Below are 21,317 nucleotides of genomic sequence, written 5' to 3' on the forward strand. Positions count from 1 at the left end.
GTTTACGCGGCGCTGTCTTCGGGGGAGGCGGGCGTCGGATCGAAGTCGGGGTCCGTCGCCGCGCGCCAGGCGTGGATCAGGACCATCAGCAGGATCGCCGCGAAGCCGAGCGGCAGCGCGAACTTGGCCGGCCAGATCGTCACGTAGACCGCGCCCATCATCATCTCGCCGATGTTGAAGGAGCGCACCGCGTCGTTCCACGTCTGGTACGTGAGGATCGCGAAGAAGACGGCCGAGACGAGGTAGCCGAGGACGAGGACCACCTGCCGCAGGCGGACCGGGAGCGCGCGGTAGAGGAGGTCGACGGAGATGTGCTCGTGCTTGTGCTCGACGAACGCGAGCGGCAGGAACACCACGAACACCATGTGGTAGACCGAGATGATCTCGAGGTTGCCGGCGATCGGGCGATTGAAGAGGTTGCTCGCCAGGACGTCGGCCACCGTCTGAAGCATCATCAGGAAGAGGCTGATGAGAGCGAGGGCGGCGAGGAGGCCCGCCAGCCGTACGGCCCAACGTTCGATCATGCCGTGGTCCCCCGCTCTCTCATTGCGTCCAGGATCAGTTCGCGCCGTAGGTGGCGACGTCGAGCTTGTCGTAGATCTCCTTGTGGAACAGCGCCTTCACCGCGTCGAGGTCGCCCTCGTCCACGTCCGCCATCAGGCCCTGCCACTTGGCGTAGGTGTCGTTGAAGCGCTGCAGCAGGCCGTCGCTGCCCTCCAGGTTGAACCGCGAGCCGACGTCGAGCGCCATCGGCTCCACCTTCTCGGCCACGAACGTGTCGAGGCTCGCCTGCAAGTCTTCGGCCGGCTCGCTGACGGTGACGCCGTGCGCGTCCGCCTCGGCCAGCGCGTCGTCGACGGACGCGAGGTAGGCGGCGGTCATGTCGACGATGTTGTCGGCGATGGTATCGACGAGGAGCCGGCGCTCATTCTCGCCGAGACCGTCCCACGCGGGCTTGTTCATCGCGTACTCCCAGCCCGCGAAGTAGGGGCCGAGGTCGAGGAGTGTGACGTTCTTGGCGACGTCCCACAGCGAGCGCGACTTGAGGTCGTTGGCGGCGTTGATGGCGCAGTCGAGCTGGCCCTTCTCGAGGCCGGAGAACATCTCCGACGAGGGGACGTTCACGGCGGCGGCGTCCACGGATGCGGCCCAGGCGGCGTGGACCGGGCTCGGCATGCGCAGCTTCTTGCCGGCGATGTCGGCCAGCGAGACCACCGGCGTGCGGCACATCATGATGTAGGAAGGCGAGGCGTAGCTGCCGAGGAAGACGATCCCCTGGGAGGCGAACATCTCCTGCATCATCGGGTCGTTGATGTAGAAGTCCGCGACCGCACCGGCGACCGTCATGGAATCGCGCAACCCGATGCCGAGCGCGGCGAGCACGTTGTCGGCCGGGAGGTCGGACGGCGTATAGGTGCCGGCGTGGTAGGTCATGTCGACGATGCCGTCGCGCAGGCCCGACAGGTGCGCTGCCGGCGGCAGCACCGCGTCGCCGGTGTAGACCTGCATCGTGAGGTCGCCGCCGGACTTCTCCTTCAGCGTCTCGGCGAGGGCGAGGTAGCCGTCCCTGGTCAGCGGATGGGTGTTCGGGAACCACACGCTGGCGGTGATCTCGGTCGCCGCGGCGGGCACGGCCGCCATGCCGAGGAAGCCTAGGGCGATGGCGCTGGTGAGGAGTCTCATGATCGGGCCTCTTCCTGTTGATGGGGCGCGGGGTGGTCTCGTCACGCTCAGCCGGGAAAGCCGAGCCTGTCTCTCGCCCAGTACCAGCGCACGCCGAGGTTCATGACCGGACGGCGCATGGCGTGCCAGGCGACGGGGGCGATGGGGATGGGGACAAGCGGCAGGGGCGTTCCGTGCGCGATGTGGGCGGCGAGGGCGCGTCCCGTCGCGCTCGCCATGGCGATGCCGCGCCCGTTGTAGCCCTGCGCCGCGAAGAGGCCGGGCTCCGGGGTGTGGACGTGCGGCAGGTGGTCCATCGTCAGCGCGAGGTGGCCGGACCAGACGTAGTCGACCGGCACGTCCTTCACGGCGGGGAAGAGGCTCCTCATGCCGCCGACGAGCGCCTCGCCGAGCGCCGCCTTCTGGTCCGGGCCGACCGCGCCGCGGCCGCCGAAGACGAGCCGGTCGTCCGGCGACAGGCGCATGTAGAAGGCGAGCTTGCGCGTCTCGGACAGGCAGGCGCGGCTCGCCATCACCCCGGCGGACAGCGCCGGCGGCAGCGGCGCGGTCGCGACGACCATGCTCTGCACCTGCAGGATGCTCTGCGCGAGGCCCGGCACCAGGCCGCTGCCGTAGGCGTTGGTGGCGACGACGACGGTCCTCGCGCTCACCGTTCCCGCCGGGGTCGAGACGCTCCAGCGGTCGCCGGCGCGGCGGAGGGCGGTGACGGGCGTCTTCTCGTGGAGCGTCCCGCCGGCGGCGACGAAGGCGCGCGCGAGGCCGCGGACGTAGGCGAGCGGCTGGACGAGGCCGGCGCGCGGGTCGCGCCAGCCGCCGTGGTAGGCTCCGGTTCCGATCCGCGCCTCGATGTCGGCGGGGGAAAGCATCTCGACGGCGACGCCGCGGGCCGCCCACTGCCGCGCGCGCGCCTGGACGGCGGGGAGGGCGCGGGCCGAGTGGGCCGCCTGGATCCAGCCGTTCCGTTCGGGCTGGCACCGGATCGCGTGCCGCTCGACGAGGTCGAAGACGACGTCCGCCGCGGTCCCGGCGAAGTCAACGAGGGCGGCGCCCCCTTTCGCCTCGAGCTGGTCCGGGTCGTCCTTGAGGCCGGGGATGACCTGGCCGCCGTTGCGGCCCGAGGCGCCGAAGCCGACCTCCTCGGCCTCGAGGACGGTGACCTCACGCCCCGCCTCGGCGAGGTGCAGCGCGGTCGAAAGGCCCGTGAAGCCGGCGCCGACGACGCAGCAGTCGACCTCGGCGTCGCCCGCGAGCGGGGCGGCCGACAGGCGCGGCTCCTCGCACTGCGCGAACCACAGCGAGCGCTCGAAGGAGGCCGCGCTCGTTCCCATCAGCGGACGCCGGCAAGCTGCGGGTAGGCCGAGCGGGCGGCGTCCTCGGTGAGGAGCCCGTCGGCGAGGTCCGCCTCGATCTCCGGGACGCGGCGCTTCTCGGGAGAGCCGTACCCGGCGCCGCCGCCGAGGCGGAAGACGACGAGGTCGCCCGCGACGAGCTCACGCATGTCCTTCGAGCCGAGCGGGATCACCTCGCCGTCGCGATGGATCTCGCAGGCGCCCGTCGTCCCGGGCGTGCCGCCGAACAGCGGGTCGGCCGGGCGGGTGAAGTGGTCCGCGTAGAGGGCGACCGTGGCGCCCGTCTCCAGGATGCGGAACGCCTTCACGAAGCCGGTGCCGCCGCGATGCTCGCCGTGGCCGTAGCTGTCGACGGTGAGGGCGTACTCCTCGACGCGGAAGAACGTGTAGTCCTGGTCGATCGCCTCCACCGGGGTGTTGGCGCAGTTGGCGAGCGGGGTGTCGACCGCGTCGCAGCCGTTGGCGGTCGAGGATGCGCCGTAGCCGCCGCCGAAGATCTCCAGGTAGACCGAGTAGCCGGACGGCGAGAGCCAGGAGAGGCAGGCGACGGTGGTGGTGTCGAACCCGCCGGCGATGACCTGATCGGGGACCGCCTTGGAGAGCGCCTTCATGGTGGCGTTGAAGGCGCGGTAGCAGACCTCCATGCGCGCCCGCACAGGGGCGGGATAGCGCGGGTTGAGGATGGTTCCCTCGGGCACGATCACCTCGACCGGGCGCAGCAGGCCGGCGTTGAACGGGAGGTCGGGCGAGGTCAGCGCGCTCTTCACGCACGACAGCGTCGCCGAGATCGCCGAGGCGAGCGGGGCGTTGAGGTTGGTCCTCACCTGCGGGTCGGTGCCGGTGTAGTCGACGGTGATGGAATCACCCTTCACCGTCACCCTGGAGCGCACGTAGACGGGCTCGGTGCCGATGCCGTCGTCGTCGATGGCGTCCTCGCCGGTGTAGACGCCGTCGGGCACGGCGGCGATGCCGGCCCGGGTGCGCCGCTCGGTGTAGGTCTGGAACTCGGCCATCACGGCCTCGACCGTCTCGGTCCCGTACTTGGCGCAGAGCTCGCGGATGCGCTGCCCGCCGATGGCGTTCGCGGCGATCTGCGCCTCGAAGTCGCCCATCGTCTGGAGCGGCGCGCGCACATTGGCGCGCAGCAGCCGTTCCAGCGCCCCGCCGTTCCAGTCGCGCGACATGGAGAACTTTGTCGGCGGGATGATGAGCCCCTCGGAGTGGACGTCGCGGGCCATGACGGAGAGGCCGGGGCTGCCGCCGCCGACGTCGAGATGGTGCGCCACCGACGCCGCGAAGCCGACACGCCGGCCGCCGGCGAAGATCGGATGGAAGAAGAAGACGTCCTGCAGGTGCTGGCCGCCCGAATAGGGGTCGTTGATGACGAAGAACTCATCCTCGGTGACCGCCTCGAGGTCGTACTCGCGCGCGCAGGCCTGGAAGATCGAGCCGATGGTGCCGAGCTGCATCGGGATCAGCTCCGCCTGGGCGACCGTCTCGCCCATGCGGTCGAGGATCGCGGCCGACCCGTCCCGCGCCTCGCGCAGGATGGTGGAGTAGGCCGAGCGGACGAGCTTGGACCCCATCTCGCGGGCGGCCGCCAGGATACCTTGGCTGATGACGGCGTAGTCGATCGGGTTGAGGGCCATTACTGCACCTTGCGCAGGGTGATGTTGTCGTTGCCGTCGCGCGTGGCGGACCAGCCGGCGGGCACATGGATCGTCGAGGAGTAGCCCTCGATGAGGAGCGGCCCGGCGTGGGCCTCGTCGTAGGGCAGCCTGGAGGCGCCGAGGACGCGCGCCTCGTAGGAGCCGTTCTCGCCGGCCATCTGCGCGACCGCGACGGAGGGGCGCTCCACCTCGCGCTCCATGAAGGTCGGGATCGCGTCGATGGGCTTGTCCACCTCGAGGCGGAAGCCGACGACCTCGATCGCCTGATTGTGGCCGCCGCTGTGGTAGTAGATGCGCTGGTGCGCGTCCGCGAAGGCGTCCTTCAGCGCCGCTGCGTCCATCGTCGCGAGGCGCTCGATGTCGAGGACGACCGGCACCTCGAACGCCTGGCCGACGAAGCGCATGTCGGCGGTGAAGATGAAGTCGAGGCCACCGCCGAGGCCGAGCGCCTCGAACTCCGAGCGACCCTTGGCGGACATTGCCGCGAACGCCTCGCGCACGAGGTCCGGAGCGGCGCCGTCGACGCGGAACCGGCGCGTCTCGGCGTAGATCTTGGAGAAGTCCGACGCGATGAGGCCGAAGGCGGAGAGGACGCCGGGGTTCGGCGGCACCACCACCTCGGACATGCCGAGCTCCTCGGCGATCTCCGCCGCCAGCAGCGGGCCGGCGCCGCCGAAGGGGACGAGCGCGTAGTCGCGCGGGTCGTGGCCCTTCTCGGTCGAGACGAGCTGGATGGCGCGCACGATGTTGGCGACGCCGAGGCGCAGCGCGCTCGCCGCCGCCGTCGGGACCGACATGCCGAGCGCGCTGGCGATCGGCTCGAACGCCTCGACGGCCTTGTCGCGGTAGATCTTCATGGCGCCGCCGAGGAAGGCGTCGGGCTGGATCGTGCCGCGGATGACGTGGGCGTCGGTGATGGTCGGGAGCGTGCCGCCCTTGCCGTAGCAGGCGGGCCCCGGTTCGGCGCCGGCCGAGCGGGGGCCGACGCGCAGCATCCCGCCCTCGTCCATCCACACCAGACTCCCGCCGCCCGCGCCGACCGTCGCGATGTCGAGCACCGGGGTACGCACCGGAAGGCCGTCGAGCTCGGTGTCGGGCGAGATGCCCGGGCGGCCGTCGGCGACGAGGCAGATGTCGGTCGAGGTGCCGCCCATGTCGAAGGTGACGATGTCCTTCACGTTCGAGCGGCCGACCTGGCGGATCGCGCCGACGACGCCGGCGGCGGGACCGCTGAAGAGGGCGGCGATCGCGTTGCGGCGCATCCCCTCGGCCGGCAGCCGTCCGCCGTTCGACTGCATCACCGAGAAGCGGCGGGCAAAGCCGCGCTCGGCGAGCGAGGTGGCGAGGCGGTCGAGGTAGGCGTCGATGACAGGCTGGACGTACGCTGCGAGCGTCGCCGTCGAGGCGCGCTCGAACTCGCGGAACTCGCGGCTGACGTCGGCCGAGCAGGTGACGAACATGCCCGGCAGCGCCTCGTCGAGCAGCGCAGCGAGCGCGCGCTCGTGCTCGGCGTTGGCGTAGGAGGAGAGGAGGCAGATCGCCACGGCCTGGTAGCCGCCCGCGGCGATGAGCGGCGCGAGGCGGGCGGCCTCTGCCGCGGCGTCGAGCGGGACGATCACGTTGCCGGCGGCGTCGACCCGCTCGGCCACCTCGAAGCAGTCGCGCCGGGCGACGACAGGGGCGGGCTTGGCGTAGCGCAGGTCGTAGATGTTGCGGCGATCGTGGCGCTGCAGGAACAGGATGTCCCGGAAGCCCTTCGTGGTGACGAAGGCGACGCTGGCGCCCTTGCGCTCGAGCAGTGCGTTGGTGGCGACCGTCGAACCGTGGACGAGATCGTCCACCCTGTTGAGGTCGAGGCCCGTCTCGTCCAGCGCGGCGAGCACGCCGATGTCCGGAGAACGGGGCGTGCTGGGCACTTTTCGCAGCGTGACGCGGTCCCCGTCGACGACGACGAGGTCCGTGAACGTTCCGCCGACCTCTGCACCGGCCCTCATCGCATGCTCCTGTACTGAACGAAGTGGCCGCAGATTTTCACTTCACACGAGGCTATGCAAGCCCAATTTTCATACTTTATGATCCCACTCGTGATGAACGTTCAATCGATTCGGGTGGTTGAGCGAGCGGCCGTTCAGTGCTTCAGAAAAGTGAACGCTTGTTGCCTTCACTTTCATGAACTATGAAAGGTTGAGATCGTCGACGACGGTCCGAAGAGGGGCAGGGATGACGGATCGAGCCGAGAGGGACGGCCCGACGGATGTGGATCGCTTGGGGTTCAAGCTGCGCGACCTTCGCCGCAGTCAGGCACTGTCGCTGCAGGACCTGTCGCGCCGTGCCGACGTGTCGGTGGGGACGCTGAGCCAGCTCGAGCGCGGCCTGTCGCGCCCCTCGCTGCGCACCCTGCAGAAGATCGGTGCCGCCGCGGGCGTGCCCCTCTCGTGGTTCTTCGACGAAACGTCGGAGAAGAACGAGGGCGACGGCGTCGTCGTCCGGAAGGGGCAGGGGGCGAAGCTCAACGTCACCGCCGGCGGCATCTCCAAGACGCTGCTGACGCCGCTCTCGGTGAACGGCCTCCAGCTCATGATGGTGACGATGGAGCCGAATTCCGCCTCCGGCCACGGCAGCTACACCCACGAGGGGCACGACGCGGGCGTGGTGGTCGCCGGCAGCCTCAACCTCGAAGTGGACGGCCGCGTCTACGTCCTCGCCACCGGCGACAGCTTCGGCTTCGACAGCAGCCTGCCGCACCAGTTCGAGAACCGCGGCAACACCCAGGCGCAGATCCTCTGGGTCAACACCCAGTCCACCGCGCCGAAACTCGCCAGCGACGCCGACGGCTGAGCCGGGCGCGGGCGGGCGGCGTCAGACCGGCAGCTCGGACGTCAGCTTGATGCGCTGCATGGGGATGTCCGTCTTGACGCTGCGTACGCCCTCGATGCGCGTCAGATGCTCCACCTGGAAGGCGCGGTAGGCGTCGAGGTCGCGCGTCACGATTCGCAGCAGGAAATCGCATTCGCCGGCCATCAGGTGGCACTCGATCACCTCCGGGAGGGACATGACGCAGCGGGCGAAGTGGTCCGTCGAGGCGGCGTCCTGGGAGATCAGCGACACCCGCGCGAACACGGTGAGGCCGAGGCCGACCCGGGCGGGATTGACGACGGCGACATAGCGCTCGATCAGCCCCGTGTCCTCCAGCATCCGCACCCGGCGCAGGCACGGGGAGGGAGACAGGCCGACCTTTTCGGACAGCTCCAGGTTGGAGATCCGCCCGTCCTTCTGCAGCTCCCGCAGGATCTTGCGGTCGATGTCGTCGAGCTTCACCATCTGCGGCCCACGCGGGATTTGGCACATCGTGCTAAGGTGCCACATATCGGAGGCACGAAATTCCGAACAGTGTGCATCAAGGGGCATCTTCGCAATCAGATTCCGCGGCGATTGGCGGATCATTCCCGAATGCCCAGGTGAATATCGAAGGCTTACATCGTGAAACAGGATACTGAGGGGGCATTCCTTCTCGAGAGGAATCCCGACTGCGCCAGCCATGACGAGCGCGCCGGCCTGATCGCCGCGCCCGGTTTCGGCCGCGTCTTCACCGACCACATGGCGACGATGCGCTACACGCCCGATCGCGGTTGGCACGACGCGAAGATCGGCCCCCGCACCGGCCTCGACATGCACCCGGCGACCAAGACGCTGCACTACGCGATCGAGATCTTCGAAGGCCTGAAGGCCTACCGGCTGCCGGACGGCGGCGCGACGCTCTTCCGGCCGGACGCCAACGCGAGGCGCTTCCAGAGCTCGGCCGAGCGGCTGGCGATGGCACCGCTGCCGGAGCAGCTCTTCGTCGAATCGGTGCGCGCCCTGGTTCGCGCCGACCGGGACTGGATCCCGAGCGCGGAGGGCGCCTCGCTCTATATCCGCCCCTTCATGTTCGGCGTCGACGCCGACCTCGTGCCCGATCCGGCATCGGAGTACCTTTACTGCGTGCTCGCCAACCCGGTCGCGTCCTATTTCAAGTCCGGCGACAAGGCGGTGACCTTGTGGGTGTCCGACACGTACACCCGCGCCGCGCCCGGCGGGACCGGTGCTGTGAAGTGCGGCGGCAACTACGCCGCGGCGCTGGTCGCGCAGGCCGAGGGCAAGCGGCAGGGCTGTGACCAGGTGGTGTTCCTCGACGCGGTCGAGCGGCGCTGGGTCGAGGAACTCGGCGGCATGAACGTCTTCTTCGTGTTCGAGGACGGCTCGCTGCAGACGCCGCCGCTGACCGGAACGATCCTGCCCGGCATCACCCGCGATTCGCTGATCACGCTGGCGCGGGGCATGGGCCTCACCGTGCGCGAGGAGCGCTACGGCATCGACGAGTGGCAGGCCGACGCCCGCAGCGGGCGCCTCGTCGAGGCGTTCGCCTGCGGCACGGCGGCCGTCGTCACCTCCATCGGCGAGGTGAAGGGCCGCGAGCAGGCGTTCACCATCGGCGACGGCGGGCCGGGGCCGGTCGCCGCGCGCCTCAAGTCGGCGCTGACGGACATCCAGTTCGGCCGCGCGCCGGACCCGCACGGCTGGCTCGACCGGCTGTTCTGATCGGCGGCTGCGGGGTCCTGTCGCGGCCGCGACGGTGCCCCGTGCGGCGCAACTGTCTGCGAAATATCGCATTTTCGGCCACGAGAAGGCCATGTTCCGGTGCGAGTGGCAGACCCGGTCGTAGAGTTTTGTCGGATCGGAATGGGCTGGCACACGTTGGCCTAATCCACTGACAGTTCAGGATGATCGGATGACATGCGCTTTATATCTCGTGCGCTGTTCCTTTTCGCCGTGCTGGCCCCGCTGGCGGGCTGCGCGATCGCCGATGCCCGTGACGCAGCGGAGGGGCGGGTCGACATCGTCGGTCTCAGCAAGGCGGAGCTGCGCATGTGCGCCGGCTTCCCGACCAAGACGGTCATGGAAGGCGACGTCGAGATCTGGAGTTACGAGCGCAGCTCGGCGGGCGGGACCTCGGTGACGCTGCCGACGCTGCAGACGCTGCTGGTGCCGATTCCCGGGCCGAGCTTCTCCCAGAACAGCACGACGGAATGCCGGGCCCAGATGCGTTTCGCCGGGGGGCGCGTCAGCGAGGTCGCCTACGCCGGCGCCAACGACGTCATGGGCGCGGAGGACGCCGCCTGCGCGCAGGTCGTCAAGGGCTGCATCGGCTACGAGCCGGGGAAGGGCCAGCCGGCGAAGCCCTCGTCGCCCGCGCCACGCTCCCCCGGCGCGCCCACCCCGCCGGAGACGGAACGCGGCGCCAGCTCCGCCGGGCGCTGACTCCGGCACCGACGGTGGCGCTGGTGCCACGGCGCCGCCGTCGGGGCTCGGGCGCTCAGTCCTCGAGCGCGGCGAGCTTGCGTTTGGCGCGCAGCATGGGGAGGGCGAGGCTCGCCACCAGCACGACGGTCACCAGCAGGAAGGCGCCGCTGATCGGCCGCTCCACGAAGGTCAGGATATCGCCGCGCGAGAAGAGCAGCGCGCGGCGGAAGTGCTGCTCCAGCATCGGGCCGAGGATGAAGCCCATCAGCATCGGCGCGGTGGGGTAGCCGAAGGCGTTCATCAGGTAGCCGAGGACGCCGAAGACGATCACCGTCATCACGTCGAACGGGCTGTTGTTCACCGAATAGACGCCGATGCAGATGAAGAACAGGATTCCCGGGAAGAGCAGCCGCTGCGGGATCGTCAGGATCCGCACCCAGAAGCCGATCAGCGGGATGTTGAGGACGAGCAGCATCAGGTTGCCAACCCAGAAGCTGACGACGAGGCCCCAGAAGAGGTCGGCGTTGGTGGTGAAGAACTCCGGCCGCGGCGTGATGCCGTGGATCATCATGGCGCCGAGCAGCACAGCCATGCCCGCGTCGCCCGGGATGCCGAGGGCGAGGGTCGGGATGAAGGCCGCCTGGGTGGAGGCGTTGTTGGCCGCCTCGGGCGAGGAGATGCCCTCGATGGCCCCGGTGCCGAACTTCTCGGGCGTGCGCGAGACGCGCTTCTCGACCGCGTAGGCGAGGAAGGCGGCGAGCGTCGGTCCCGCGCCGGGCAGGATGCCGATGAAGGAGCCGACGAAGCTGCCGCGAATCGCCGGGCGCCAGCACTCGCGGAGGTCCTGCCGGGTGGGCATGAGCTCGCGCATGCGCACCTTCTGCGGCTTCATCTCGCGCGGCTTGCCGGCGTTCTTGAGGAGCTCGGCGACGCCGAAGAGACCCATCGCCATGGCGACGAGGTTGAGCCCGTCCTGCAACTCAAGCACGCCGAAGCTGTAGCGGATGTGTCCCGAGGTCGGGTCCATGCCCACCGTCGAGAGCAACAGCCCGGCGACCACCGAGATGAGGCCCTTGATGGGCGAGCCGAGGGACATCGTCGCGGCGGCGACGAGGCCGAGGAGCATGATGGAGAAGTACTCGGCCGAGGAGAATTTCAGCGCCATCTGTCCGAGCGCCGGGGCGAAGCTCATCACCAGCACGATGGCGAAGCAGCCACCGAAGAAGGACGTCAGCGTCGTGATGAAGAGGGCGACGCCGGCGCGGCCCTGCTTGGCCATCGGGTATCCGTCGAGGGCGGTGACCGCGGTCGTCGACGTGCCGGGGAGGTTGAGGAGGATCGAGGCGGTCGAACCGCCATACTGGGCGCCGTAGAAGATGCCCGCCAGCATGATGAGCGCGCTCATCGGCTGCAGGTGGTAGGTGATCGGCAGCGTCATGGCGACGGCGGCGAGCGGGCCGATCCCGGGCAGCACGCCGATGAACATGCCGACCGAGACGCCTATCAGGCAGAAGAGGAGCGCCTCTCCCGTGATCGCGACCTGAAGCCCGAGTGCGAGGCCGGAAAGGAGATCCATCAATCAGCTCCCGAACGCGGCGATCGGGATCTGAAGGCCGCGGATGAACAGGACATAGCCCACGAGGGTCAGTCCGGCGGCGAGCGCGGCGGTCTCGTGGAGTTTGATGTCGCGTTCGGCCTGGGCCGAGATGGCGACGAGGGCGAAGGTGGCGGGGACGAAGCCGAGCCAGTCCACCAGCACCACCCAGACGAGGATGCCGCCGAGGATCAGGACCGCCGGGCGCAGGTGCAGGTCCAGCGAGACCGCCGGCAGGCCGCGGCCGAGGAAGGCGGCGCCGAGGCCGAGGACCACGAGGAGGGCGCCCAGCATGATCGGCACGAAGCCCGGTCCCATGCGCACCACCGTCCCGAACGGGTAGTCGCGCGCGACGATCATCGCCGCCACGCCGACTGCCGCGATGACGAGGCCGGCGCCGATCTCCTGGAAATTGCGGTATCGCTTCACTGTTCCTCGTCCTGCTGTGGCCTCGGGCGCGGTACGGCGGGCCTCATGGTCCGACCCGCGGTTTGCCGGCGCATCTTACGTCCCTCGGCTGTCCGGTCGCCTTCCCGGCGCCGGCGCCCGGCCGGAGGAGCGCAGGTGCCCGGGGCGAGGAGGCGGCGGTGCGCCCGACGCCGGGGGCGCCGCGCATGCCGGCGATGACCGGAGCCGGGGCCGTCACCCGCGGTGCCCGCCGGAGGGGGCGGGAGCCGACCGCGACGCCATTGGTGAGCTCATCCCGCACGCCTCCGAACCGTATCGTGCCGAATGACAAGAACGCACAGAACTGTCAACACTACGCCGTCGCATGACTCGGCGCTGTCATATGCGCTGCCGTCGCATCTGTCGCCGCAGCCCGGATTTTGGACGCATGGCACGCGGACAGGCTGACAATTTGCGGTCGCCCGGCGGGAATTGTGACGAAGGTGTTGATCCGTCACGCAGGACACGCGTAGTGTTGACACTTCTGTGTATGAGCGGATCAGGCGATGACGGTCGACCCAACCTCGAACGCGTTCGACATCGAGATCGACGTCCTCGTCGTCGGTGCCGGCGGCTGCGGCCTCGTCGCCGCGATCGCTGCCGAAGCGGGTGGCGCGAGCGTCGCCGTCGTGGAGAAACTGACCCGCCTCGCCGGCAACACCCTCCTTTCCAGCGGCTCGATCCCCGGCGCGGGCACGCGCCTGCAGGCCGAGGCGGGGGTCGAGGACGGGCCGGAGCGGTTCGTCGCCGATCTCCTCGCGGTCAGCGGCCCGCATGAGGCGGAGCACCTGACCCGCCGCCTCGCCGCGACCTCGGCCGAGCTCGTCGAGTGGCTGATCGACGAGGCCCATGTCACCCTGACCCTCGTCGGCACCTACCGCCACGTCGGCCACAGCGTCACGCGCCTTCATGCGCCTCCCTCGCGGCGCGGCGCCGACCTCGTCGCCGACCTCGAGCGCGAGGCGAGCGCGCGCGGCATCCCCGTGGCGCTAGGCCAGCCCGCGACCTCGCTGATCCTGCGCGGCGGCCGCGTCGTCGGCGTCGTGACGCGCGACGCCGAGGGGCGCGAGAGCCGGATCGGGGCGGGCGCGGTGATCCTCGCCTCCAACGGCTTCGGCGGCGCGCCAGACCTCGTCGCCGCCCACTGTCCGGAAGCGCGCGGCACGACCTACGCCGGCGCGCCCGGCAGCACGGGGGAGGCGCTCGCCTGGGGTCTCGAGCTGGGGGCCGCCACCGGCAACCTCGGAGCCTATCAGGGCCACGCCGGCCTCGCGCGCCGGAGCGGCGCCCTCGTCACCTGGACGGTGATCGAGCGCGGCGGGATCATCGTCGACCGCAACGGCCGGCGCATCGGCGACGAGACGCTCGGCTACTCCGCCTTCGCCGGCGTCGAGGCCGCGGCCGATGCGCCGCTCTACATGATCTACGACGCCCGGATCGAGGCGGACGTCGCCAGCGGCCAGCCCGAATTCGCGGAGATCGCCGAGATGGGCGACGCCGCCGCCGGCGCCGACGCGGCCGATCTCGCGGACGCCATCGGCGTCCACGCCGACGCGCTCGGCGCGACGCTCGCCGATGCGGCGAACGCGGCCGCGGGCGGCGAGGACGCCTTCGGGCGGACCGCGTGGGGCTTCGGCCCGCTCGGCGCGCCGCTCCGCGCGACGGAGATCACCCCGGGCCTCTTCCATACGCAGGGCGGTCTGATGATCGACGACGACGCCCGCGTGCTGCGGCCCGACGGCAGCGCGATCGCCGGCCTCTTCGCCGGCGGCGGGGCCGCGGCGGGGATCAGCGGGCGCGCCGGGGGCAGGGGCTACGTGTCGGGCAACGGCCTCCTTTCGGCGCTCGGCCTCGGCTACATTGCCGGCCGTGCCGCCGCCAGGGACACCGCCGCAAAGCGCGCCGCGGAATGAACCACATGTTCCATCTTGGAGATTGCGGATGAAACTGAAACTCACTGGGCTAGCCGCCGCGGCGGTCCTGGCGCTCGGCCTTGCGCCGGCGATGGCGCAGGACTTCCCGACCCGCCCGATCACGATCGTCGTGCCCTATTCCCCGGGCTCGACCGACACGATGGCCCGTACCCTCGCCGAGGGCATGTCCAAGGAGCTTGGCCAGCCGGTGGTCGTCGAGACCAAGCCGGGGGCGGGCGGCACCGTCGGCGCGGCCTCCGTCGCCAAGGCCGACCCGGACGGTTACACGCTGCTGTTCGCGGTCTCCTCGGTGCAGACCGTCGCGCCGCACCAGCGCGAGCTGCCCTACGACTTCGATTCGCTGGAGCCTGTCGCCCGCGTCGCGGTCGGCCCCAACATGATGGCCGCGCGCACCGGCGCCCCGTTCTCCACGGTGGAGGAGCTGGTGGAGTACGCCAAGGCGAACCCGGGCGCCGTGAGCTACGGCTCCGCCGGCACCGGCGGCGCCACCCACATCGCCGCAGAGGCCTTCGCCCGCGCGGCCGGCGTCGAGCTCTTCCACATCCCGTTCGACGGCGTGACCCCGGCGGTCGCGGCCACCGTCGCCGGAGACGTCGACCTCGTCCTCGGCTTCGCCTCGGCGATCCTGCCGCAGGCGGAGGCGGGCAAGCTCGTCGCCCTCGCGCAGCTCAGCGCCGAGCGCACCGCCGTCGCGCCGGACGTCCCGACGCTCGTCGAGAGCGGCGTCGACCTCGCCCTGCCGCCCAACACGGGCCTCTGGGCGCCGGCCGGCACGCCCGAGGACGTCGTCGCCAGGATCGCCGCGGCCGCCGAGACCGCTGCCGCCGGCGAGACGTTCCAGACCTTCGCCAAGAGCGGCCTGACCGCGGTCGACTATGCCGACCCGGCCGAGTTCGCCGAGGTCCTCAAGAAGGAGGACGCGTTCTTCGCCGACCTCCTGCCGACGCTCTCCGTCCAGTAACGCATGCCCGGCGCCCGCCCCCGGCGGGCGCCGCTGCCCTGATCCCCGACCCATGTGCCCCGCCGGACGATCCGGCTCGGGCGGGACCCGGTCCCGGGACGACGGACAAACAAAAACGGGCCGCGCACAGCGCGGCCCGTTTCGTTTTGCGGCTGGCCGGAAGGGTCAGCCCGCGACCGTGGTGTCGACACTCTCGATGTCGTTGAACTCGGCCTCCAGCGCCTTGAACTCCTCGAACCCCATCAGGCCCCAGATGTCGTCGATCGAGGCGAGAAGGTCGGGGCGGTCCACGACGTCGCCCGTCGGGATCGTTTCCTTGAGGAGCGCCAGCACCGTCTCCATCGCCTTGAGGGCGGCGGCGGGCAGCATGCGGGGCAGGGTCACGCGGCGCACGCCGAGCTCGGCGAGGCGCTTGATCGGGATGAGCGGCGTCGTCGGCCGCGAGCGCAGCCCGAAGCCCATGTTGACCGAGACGGGGATGTCGACCGCGTCGACCAGCGCCTTGATCTGCTCCTCGCCCTTGATGGCATCTGCGAAGATGAGATCCGCGCCGGCCTTCTCGTAGAGCCTGGCGCGGCGGAGCGCGCCCTCGAGGCCCTCGACGGCGATGGCGTCGGTGCGGGCGAGGATGACGAAGTCGTCGTCGCGGCGGGCGTTGCACGCCGCCTCGATCTTCTTCGCCATCTCGCGCATGTCGATGACGTCCTTGCCGGCCATGTGGCCGCAGCGCTTGGGACTGACCTGGTCCTCGATGTTGATGCCCGCGACGCCGGCATCCTCGAACCGCCGCGTGGTGTGCCACACGGTCGCCGGGTTGCCGTAGCCGGTGTCGGCATCCGCCATCACCGGGATCGAGACGCAGCCCGCGATCATCCGGCAGGCGTCGAGATTGTCCGTCAGGCCCATGATGCCGACGTCCTCGAAACCCATGCGCGCGTTCGCGAGGCCCGCGCCGGTGGTGCAGGCGGTCTTGAAGCCCATCTTTTCGACGAGGCGCACGCTGTAGCCGTCGTAGACGCCGGGGGAGACGAGGATCTCGTCGCCGGCAAGGAGCGCGCGCAGACGCTGGGTGGGTTTCACGCTTCAGTATCCTTTCTTCGGCGGCCGTCGCCCGCCCCGGTGGAGGCGGCGGCGGACGGGGTGTCCCGAAGGCGCTGGAGCGCCTCCGTGGCACGGGCGATGTGCGCCCGCATGAGCGACTCGGCGAGGTCCGCGTCGCGCGCCTTCATCGCGCGCAGGATCTGCCAGTGCTCGACCGAGGCGGTGTCGTGCCGGCCCGGGGTGGACCCGGCCCGGGCGCGATAGAGCCTCAGGAGGTAGTAGAGTTCGTCGCACAGCAGCGACTGGATGCGCCGGTTGCCCGATTCACGCGCGATCCGAGCGTGGAGGTCGAGCACCTTGCCATCGCCGCCGACCCGCTCGAAGTCGGAGAGGAGGCGGGTGAGGGCCTCGTCGCTCATCACCTGGGTGGCGAGTTTGACGCTCATTCCCTCGACGCTCTCGCGCAGCTGGAAGATCTCGACCATATCCTGTCCGTCGAGATCGACGACGCGGGCCTTGAAGTACGGTTCCTTGAGGATGAGGCCTCGGCCCTCGAGCGCCTTGATGGCTTCGCGCACGGGTCCGCGGCTGACCTTGAAGCGGTCCGCCAGGGCGACCTCGTTGACGATGCCACCCATGGGAATTTCTCCGCTGAGGATCAGTTGGAAAATTCCTTCGAAGACGGTGTCGACGAGGGTTCGCTGCTGACCGGACATCCTCGCTCCATTCTGTCGACACTTTTGATCAAAATTAGCGGCTCGTGCGGGCCCTGTAAATCGCGCAATGCCACAACAGGGGCCACCTGGACAAGAGTGTTGACACTTTTGCGGGCCAGAACTATCCAACCGACATGGATGAACGCACCACGCATGGCGCTGCCCCCATTCCTCTCCTGACCGCCGGAGCGGGCGACGCCGGCCGCTTCGCCGCCGTGGACCTGCCGCGCATTCTCGTCGGCCGCGGGACCGCCCTGCCGCGGGTGCTCGCCGTCGTCCTCGAGAACCTCGCCCTGCAGGCCCTCTCCGGGGCGGACGTCGCCGCCGAGATGGCGGCGGTGCGCGACTGGACCGCGGCATCACCCGAGATCGCCGTGCCGCTGTCGGCCGCCCGCGTCATGCTGCCGGACTCGAGCGGCCTGCCGGCGCTGATGGACCTTGCCGCCGCGCGCGACGCGCTCGTGGCGAAGGGGCGCGACCCGCGCGGCGTCGAGCCCGCCGTCCCTGTCACGCTGGTGGTGGACCACTCGCTGATCGTCGACGTCGCCGCGCGGCCGGACGCGCGCGAGCACAACATCGCCCAGGAGTACCGGCGCAACCGCGAGCGGTACGCCTTCTTCAAGTGGGCGGAGCAGGCGTTCGACCGGCTGAGCGTCGTGCCGCCCGGCTCGGGCATCATCCACCAGGTGCATCTGGAGAGCATCGCCCGCGTCGTGGCCCCTGTGGCGCTGCCGGCGGGCGGCGAGGTGCTGGCGAGCGAGTTCGTGCTCGGGTGCGACAGCCACACGACGATGGTCGGCGGCATCGGCATGCTGGCCTGGGGCGTCGGGGGCATCGACGGGGAGTCGGCAGCGCTCGGCCTGCCGTACTTCGTGCGCATTCCGCGCGTCGTCGGCGTCCGGCTGACGGGGGCGCTGCCCGCCGGCTCGACGACGACCGACCTCGTGCTGACGATCACCGAACGGCTGCGTCAGGTGGGCGTCGTCGGCGCTTTCGTGGAGTTCACGGGGCCGGGGGCGGCGAGCCTCTCGGTGCCGGACCGCGCCACCATCGCCAACATGGCGCCCGAGTACGGCGCGACCGCCGCCTTCTTCCCCATCGACGCGCGCACGGTCGAGTATCTCGCCCAGTCCGGCCGCACCGCCGACCATGTCGCCGTGATCGAGGCATACGCGCGCGCGACGGGCCTCTGGTCCTCCGCCGGCGATCCCGAGCCCGAGTACAGCGAGACGGTCGACGTCGACCTCGGCGCGATCGTGCCGAGCGTCGCCGGCCCGAAGCGTCCGCAGGACCGGATCCCGCTGGACGAGGTGGCGAACCGCTTCCGCACGGCGCTGACCGCACCGGTCGGCCCGCAGGGGTTCGGTCTGGCGCCCGAGGCGCTGGAGGGCAGCGCCGACGTCGCGCTCGGCGAGGGCAGGGCGACGCTGCACCACGGCAGCCTCCTCATCGCGGCCATCACCTCCTGCACCAACACCTCGAACCCCTCCGTGATGCTGGCGGCGGGACTGCTGGCGCGCAACGCCGTGGCGAGGGGGCTGCGGGTGCCGGCGCACGTGAAGACCTCGCTCGCGCCCGGCTCGCGCCTCGTCGAGGACTACCTCACCGACGCCGGGCTGATGGACCCGCTCGGCGTGCTCGGCTTCCAGATCGTCGGCTTCGGCTGCACCACCTGTTCCGGCAAGTCCGGCCCGCTCGCGCCCGGTGTCTCCGAGGCGGTGGCCGGGGCGGACCTCGTGTGCGCCGCCGTCCTCTCCGGCAACCGCAACTTCGAGGGGCGAATCCACAAGTCGGCGCGCGCGTCCTACCTCGCCTCGCCGCCGCTGGTGGTCGCCTACGCGCTTGCCGGGCGCGTCGACGTCGACCTCGCGACCGAGCCGCTCGGGACCGACGCGGAAGGGCGGCCGGTGATGCTGGCCGACATCTGGCCCGCGAACGAGGAGGTCGCCGCGCTGGAGCGGCAGAGCCAGCGCCCCGAGCGCTTCGTGAAGAGCTACGCGACCCTCTTCGACGGCGCCGAGCTGTGGCGCAGCCTGGAGAGCCCGGCCGGGCCGACCTTCGCGTGGGACGCCGCCTCGACCTACATCCGCCGGCCGCCGTTCATCGAGCTGTCCGACGGGGCGCTCGCCGACGTGATCGAGGAGGCGCGCGCGCTGGTGGTCGCTGGCGACTCGCTGACCACGGACTTCGTCACCCCGTCCGGCGAGATCCTGCCGGAGACGCAGGCGGGGCAGTACCTCATCGACCAGGGCGTCGCGCCGAGGGACTTCAACGCGGTCACCCAGCGCCGCGGCAATCACGAGTTCATGGCCCGCGTCACGTTCGCCAACCAGCGGATGAAGAACCAGCTCGTCCCCGGCGTGGAGGGCGGCGTCACGCGCCTCGCCCCGGGCGGCGAGGTGCTGACGATCCACGACGCGGCGGAGGCGCTGCGCCGCGAGGGCCGGCCGGCGATCGTCCTCGCCGGCAAGGACTACGGAATGGGGTCGAGCCGCGACTGGGCGGCGAAGGGGCCGAAGCTCCTCGGCGTCAAGGTGATCCTGGCGGAGAGCTTCGAGCGCATCCACCGCGCGAACCTCATCGGCATGGGCATCCTGCCGCTGGTCTTCATGCCGGGCGAGAGTGTCGCCTCGCTGGGCCTGACCGGGTTCGAGACGTTCCGCTTCGCCGGTCTCGACGCGGCAACGCGAACGGGCTCTCCTGTCGACGTGGAGGCGGTGGCGGCGGACGGCGGCCGCACGGTCTTCCGCGCGCGGCTCGACGTGGCCGGCCATCATGAGCGCGGCCTCCTGCGCGAAGGCGGCATCTTCGCCGCGATCCTGCAATCGGCGCTCGCAGCGGACGGCGCCAGGACGGGGGTGGCCCGGTGAGCTCGTGCGAATGGGCCGCGAACCTCGCGGTCGACTATCTCGGCGCGATGGAAGCGCGCGACCTCGACGCCGCCCGCCGCCTCGTCGCCCCGGGCGATCTCGACATCGTCTTTCCCGGCGGCAGGCGGTTCACGCGCATCGAGGAGATCGTCGCCAACTCCTCAGGGCGGTACCGCATCGTGAAGAAGCGCATCACGGGCTGCACCGCCTGGGAGAGCGGGCCGCGCGCCCACGTGATGATCACCGGCACCCTCTATGGCGAGTGGCCGGACGGAGCGCCCTTCGAGGGCATCCGCTTCTGCGACTGGTTCGAGCTCCAGGACGGGCTCATCGTCAAGCAACACGTATGGAACGACGCGGGCGAACGGCTGCTCGCGCTCGGACGAGGGACTGAGGCATGAGCTTCGATCTGGTTCTGAAGAACGGCGAGATCGTCTTCCCCGGCGAGGGCGTGCGGCGCGGCAGCGTCGGCGTGAAGGGCGGACGGATCGCCGCGATTCTCGCGCCGGACGAGGCGGCCGGGGGCGCCCGCGTCATCGACTGCACCGACCGCTGGGTCCTGCCGGGCGCGATCGACCCGCACACCCACGTCGGCTTCGGCGCCAAGGAGGCGGACTGGACCACCGAGAGCCGCACCGCAGCGCTCGGCGGCGTGACCGGCCTCATGACCTTCTGGCGCTCCGAGGATCTCGACGCCGCGACCGGGCCGTGGCGCGAGGAGGGCCTTTCCCGATCTGTGATCGACTTCGGCTTCCACTTCGGCGTCACCGCGCGGCGCCATGTGGAGGAGTTTCCCGCGCTCGCGGCGAAGTTCGGCGTCACGTCGCTCAAGGTCTACCTGATGTACAAGGGCGAGACCGGCCGGGCGAAGGGCTTCACCGAGGTGGACGACGCGCTGCTGTTCGCGGCGCTCCAGGCGGGCGCGAAGGTGAAGGGCGGCGTCGTCGGCGTCCACTGCGAGAACACCGAGGTGATCCCGGTGTTCCGCGAGCCGGTGAAGGCGGCGGGCCGCATGGACCTCGGCGCCTGGGACGACCAGAGCCCCGGCTTCCTCGAGACCGAGAACGTCTTCCGCGTCGCCTTCTTCGGCGAGAAGGCCGGCTGCCCGGTGAACATCGTCCACATGTCGGCGGTGGAGAGCCTCGACCTCGTGCGGCGGATGCGCCACCCGAACCGCCCGCCGATCAACGTCGAGACGTGCGTCCACTACCTCTCGCTGACGCGCGACAGCGACATCGGCGACCTCGGCAAGGTGAACCCGCCGCTCCGCTCCCAGGCGGACGTCGACGGCCTCTGGGAGGGCGTTCGCGACGGATCGATCCAGACGATCGGCTCGGACCACGTGGCCCGCAAGCGCGCCACCAAGGGACCGGACATCTGGCGCGCATCGGCCGGTTTCCCCGGCATCGCGCAGATCTGGCCGGTGCTGGTGGGCGAGGGCTACCACAAGCGGGGGATCGCCATCGAGACGCTGGCGGCGACCACCAGCCGCAACGTCGCCGCGCTGTACAACCTCGCCGACAAGGGCCGCATCGCCCCGGGCTACGACGCCGACTTCGCGATCGTCGACCCAGACGGGACGACCACCGTCGGCCACACCGATTTCCCGTCCCACTCCGACTATTCCCCCTACGAGGGGATGAGCTTCCGCGGCGCGGTGACCCACACGGTGCTGCGCGGCAACGTCATCGCCGAGAACGGCGCGCTGGCGCCGGCGCTCGAGGGCGGGGCCGGCGGCCAATACCTCTTCCGGGCCAACTGAGCCCGTCCGA

18 protein-coding genes are annotated in these 21,317 nt (G+C 70.6%); 8 read left to right on the forward strand and 10 right to left on the reverse strand.

Translation table 11 applies throughout. The features are described from left to right. Window positions 1-2: 2 nt before the first annotated feature. Genes DLJ53_RS12665 through DLJ53_RS12685 form a run of 5 tightly spaced genes read right to left on the reverse strand, consistent with a single transcriptional unit; the run spans window position 3 to window position 6,696 of the window. Window positions 3-524: a TRAP transporter small permease subunit gene (locus tag DLJ53_RS12665; RefSeq protein WP_111345618.1), complete on the reverse strand. Its 522-nt coding sequence runs from the start codon at window positions 522-524 to the stop codon at window positions 3-5. Between the two features lie 34 nt (window positions 525-558). Continuing rightward, the gene (locus tag DLJ53_RS12670) at window positions 559-1,683 is read right to left on the reverse strand and encodes a C4-dicarboxylate TRAP transporter substrate-binding protein (protein WP_111345620.1); all 1,125 of its coding nucleotides are present in this window, start codon (window positions 1,681-1,683) and stop codon (window positions 559-561) included. Window positions 1,684-1,730: 47 nt separating this feature from the next. Then, entirely contained in the window at window positions 1,731-3,011 is a 1,281-nt protein-coding gene (locus tag DLJ53_RS12675) for an NAD(P)/FAD-dependent oxidoreductase (protein ID WP_111345622.1), read from the reverse strand. After that, window positions 3,011-4,681, reverse strand: a complete 1,671-nt coding sequence (locus DLJ53_RS12680; protein WP_111345624.1) for a hydantoinase B/oxoprolinase family protein — start codon at window positions 4,679-4,681, stop codon at window positions 3,011-3,013. The genes DLJ53_RS12675 and DLJ53_RS12680 overlap by 1 nt, the downstream gene beginning before the upstream one ends. Continuing rightward, complete coding sequence (locus tag DLJ53_RS12685; RefSeq protein ID WP_111345626.1) at window positions 4,681-6,696, reverse strand: hydantoinase/oxoprolinase family protein; 2,016 nt, start codon at window positions 6,694-6,696, stop codon at window positions 4,681-4,683. Before DLJ53_RS12685 ends, DLJ53_RS12680 begins: the two co-directional genes overlap by 1 nt. A gap of 226 nt (window positions 6,697-6,922) precedes the next feature. Here DLJ53_RS12685 and DLJ53_RS12690 point away from each other — a divergent pair, with 226 nt between their 5' ends. Beyond that, on the forward strand, window positions 6,923-7,540 hold the full coding sequence (locus DLJ53_RS12690; RefSeq protein WP_162409167.1) for a helix-turn-helix domain-containing protein: 618 nt from the start codon (window positions 6,923-6,925) through the stop codon (window positions 7,538-7,540). A gap of 21 nt (window positions 7,541-7,561) precedes the next feature. Here DLJ53_RS12690 and DLJ53_RS12695 read toward each other — a convergent pair whose 3' ends face one another. Continuing rightward, window positions 7,562-8,023, reverse strand: coding sequence for an Lrp/AsnC family transcriptional regulator (locus DLJ53_RS12695; RefSeq protein ID WP_111345630.1), 462 nt, complete (start codon window positions 8,021-8,023; stop codon window positions 7,562-7,564). A gap of 159 nt (window positions 8,024-8,182) precedes the next feature. On the opposite strand from DLJ53_RS12695, the gene DLJ53_RS12700 reads away from it, so the two are divergent. Both DLJ53_RS12700 and DLJ53_RS12705 read left to right on the forward strand, forming a co-directional pair. Continuing rightward, complete coding sequence (locus tag DLJ53_RS12700; RefSeq protein ID WP_111345632.1) at window positions 8,183-9,280, forward strand: branched-chain amino acid aminotransferase; 1,098 nt, start codon at window positions 8,183-8,185, stop codon at window positions 9,278-9,280. Window positions 9,281-9,475: 195 nt separating this feature from the next. Further along, entirely contained in the window at window positions 9,476-10,000 is a 525-nt protein-coding gene (locus DLJ53_RS12705) for a hypothetical protein (protein WP_111345634.1), read from the forward strand. Between the two features lie 55 nt (window positions 10,001-10,055). Here the strand turns inward: DLJ53_RS12705 and DLJ53_RS12710 are convergent, their stop codons facing one another. Both DLJ53_RS12710 and DLJ53_RS12715 read right to left on the reverse strand, forming a co-directional pair. Beyond that, window positions 10,056-11,558, reverse strand: a complete 1,503-nt coding sequence (locus tag DLJ53_RS12710) for a tripartite tricarboxylate transporter permease (RefSeq protein WP_111345636.1) — start codon at window positions 11,556-11,558, stop codon at window positions 10,056-10,058. Window positions 11,559-11,561: 3 nt separating this feature from the next. After that, window positions 11,562-12,005, reverse strand: coding sequence for a tripartite tricarboxylate transporter TctB family protein (locus tag DLJ53_RS12715; protein ID WP_111345638.1), 444 nt, complete (start codon window positions 12,003-12,005; stop codon window positions 11,562-11,564). 524 nt (window positions 12,006-12,529) lie between these two features. Between DLJ53_RS12715 and DLJ53_RS12720 the strand changes: the two genes are divergently transcribed. Continuing rightward, window positions 12,530-13,936: an FAD-dependent oxidoreductase gene (locus DLJ53_RS12720; RefSeq protein ID WP_111345640.1), complete on the forward strand. Its 1,407-nt coding sequence runs from the start codon at window positions 12,530-12,532 to the stop codon at window positions 13,934-13,936. A 28-nt stretch (window positions 13,937-13,964) separates the two neighbouring features. After that, window positions 13,965-14,918 (forward strand): tripartite tricarboxylate transporter substrate binding protein, encoded by a 954-nt coding sequence (locus tag DLJ53_RS12725; RefSeq protein ID WP_111345642.1) that lies wholly within the window; start codon window positions 13,965-13,967, stop codon window positions 14,916-14,918. A 165-nt stretch (window positions 14,919-15,083) separates the two neighbouring features. Here the strand turns inward: DLJ53_RS12725 and DLJ53_RS12730 are convergent, their stop codons facing one another. Together DLJ53_RS12730 and DLJ53_RS12735 are read right to left on the reverse strand one after the other, a co-directional pair. Then, on the reverse strand, window positions 15,084-15,998 hold the full coding sequence (locus tag DLJ53_RS12730) for an isocitrate lyase/PEP mutase family protein (protein ID WP_111345644.1): 915 nt from the start codon (window positions 15,996-15,998) through the stop codon (window positions 15,084-15,086). Then, window positions 15,995-16,675 carry a GntR family transcriptional regulator gene (locus tag DLJ53_RS12735; protein WP_111345646.1) on the reverse strand — a complete coding sequence of 227 codons (681 nt, stop codon included), beginning with the start codon at window positions 16,673-16,675 and terminating at the stop codon, window positions 15,995-15,997. Before DLJ53_RS12735 ends, DLJ53_RS12730 begins: the two co-directional genes overlap by 4 nt. 134 nt (window positions 16,676-16,809) lie before the next feature. Between DLJ53_RS12735 and acnA the strand changes: the two genes are divergently transcribed. The 3 genes from acnA to DLJ53_RS12750 are packed head-to-tail and all read left to right on the forward strand — an operon-like array spanning window position 16,810 to window position 21,307. Next, the gene (gene acnA, locus DLJ53_RS12740) at window positions 16,810-19,545 is read left to right on the forward strand and encodes an aconitate hydratase AcnA (RefSeq protein ID WP_111345648.1); all 2,736 of its coding nucleotides are present in this window, start codon (window positions 16,810-16,812) and stop codon (window positions 19,543-19,545) included. Continuing rightward, window positions 19,542-19,946 carry a nuclear transport factor 2-like protein gene (locus tag DLJ53_RS12745; RefSeq protein ID WP_111345650.1) on the forward strand — a complete coding sequence of 135 codons (405 nt, stop codon included), beginning with the start codon at window positions 19,542-19,544 and terminating at the stop codon, window positions 19,944-19,946. The genes acnA and DLJ53_RS12745 overlap by 4 nt, the downstream gene beginning before the upstream one ends. After that, entirely contained in the window at window positions 19,943-21,307 is a 1,365-nt protein-coding gene (locus tag DLJ53_RS12750) for a dihydroorotase (protein ID WP_111345652.1), read from the forward strand. The genes DLJ53_RS12745 and DLJ53_RS12750 overlap by 4 nt, the downstream gene beginning before the upstream one ends. The last annotated feature ends 10 nt before the right edge of the window (window positions 21,308-21,317 follow it).

The organism is Acuticoccus sediminis (assembly GCF_003258595.1).
GTDB lineage: Bacteria > Pseudomonadota > Alphaproteobacteria > Rhizobiales > Amorphaceae > Acuticoccus > Acuticoccus sediminis.

Bases quoted from the DNA above. Each gene is read 5' to 3' on its own strand.
- DLJ53_RS12750 (WP_111345652.1), top strand. From the start codon at position 19,943: ATGAGCTTCGATCTGGTTCTGAAGAACGGCGAGATCGTCTTCCCCGGC.
- DLJ53_RS12665 (WP_111345618.1), bottom strand. From the start codon at position 524: ATGATCGAACGTTGGGCCGTACGGCTGGCGGGCCTCCTCGCCGCCCTC.
- DLJ53_RS12735 (WP_111345646.1), bottom strand. From the start codon at position 16,675: ATGTCCGGTCAGCAGCGAACCCTCGTCGACACCGTCTTCGAAGGAATT.
- DLJ53_RS12710 (WP_111345636.1), bottom strand. From the start codon at position 11,558: ATGGATCTCCTTTCCGGCCTCGCACTCGGGCTTCAGGTCGCGATCACG.
- DLJ53_RS12725 (WP_111345642.1), top strand. From the start codon at position 13,965: ATGAAACTGAAACTCACTGGGCTAGCCGCCGCGGCGGTCCTGGCGCTC.
- DLJ53_RS12705 (WP_111345634.1), top strand. From the start codon at position 9,476: ATGCGCTTTATATCTCGTGCGCTGTTCCTTTTCGCCGTGCTGGCCCCG.
- acnA (WP_111345648.1), top strand. From the start codon at position 16,810: ATGGATGAACGCACCACGCATGGCGCTGCCCCCATTCCTCTCCTGACC.
- DLJ53_RS12720 (WP_111345640.1), top strand. From the start codon at position 12,530: ATGACGGTCGACCCAACCTCGAACGCGTTCGACATCGAGATCGACGTC.
- DLJ53_RS12695 (WP_111345630.1), bottom strand. From the start codon at position 8,023: ATGGTGAAGCTCGACGACATCGACCGCAAGATCCTGCGGGAGCTGCAG.
- DLJ53_RS12690 (WP_162409167.1), top strand. From the start codon at position 6,923: ATGACGGATCGAGCCGAGAGGGACGGCCCGACGGATGTGGATCGCTTG.
- DLJ53_RS12670 (WP_111345620.1), bottom strand. From the start codon at position 1,683: ATGAGACTCCTCACCAGCGCCATCGCCCTAGGCTTCCTCGGCATGGCG.
- DLJ53_RS12680 (WP_111345624.1), bottom strand. From the start codon at position 4,681: ATGGCCCTCAACCCGATCGACTACGCCGTCATCAGCCAAGGTATCCTG.
- DLJ53_RS12685 (WP_111345626.1), bottom strand. From the start codon at position 6,696: ATGAGGGCCGGTGCAGAGGTCGGCGGAACGTTCACGGACCTCGTCGTC.
- DLJ53_RS12675 (WP_111345622.1), bottom strand. From the start codon at position 3,011: ATGGGAACGAGCGCGGCCTCCTTCGAGCGCTCGCTGTGGTTCGCGCAG.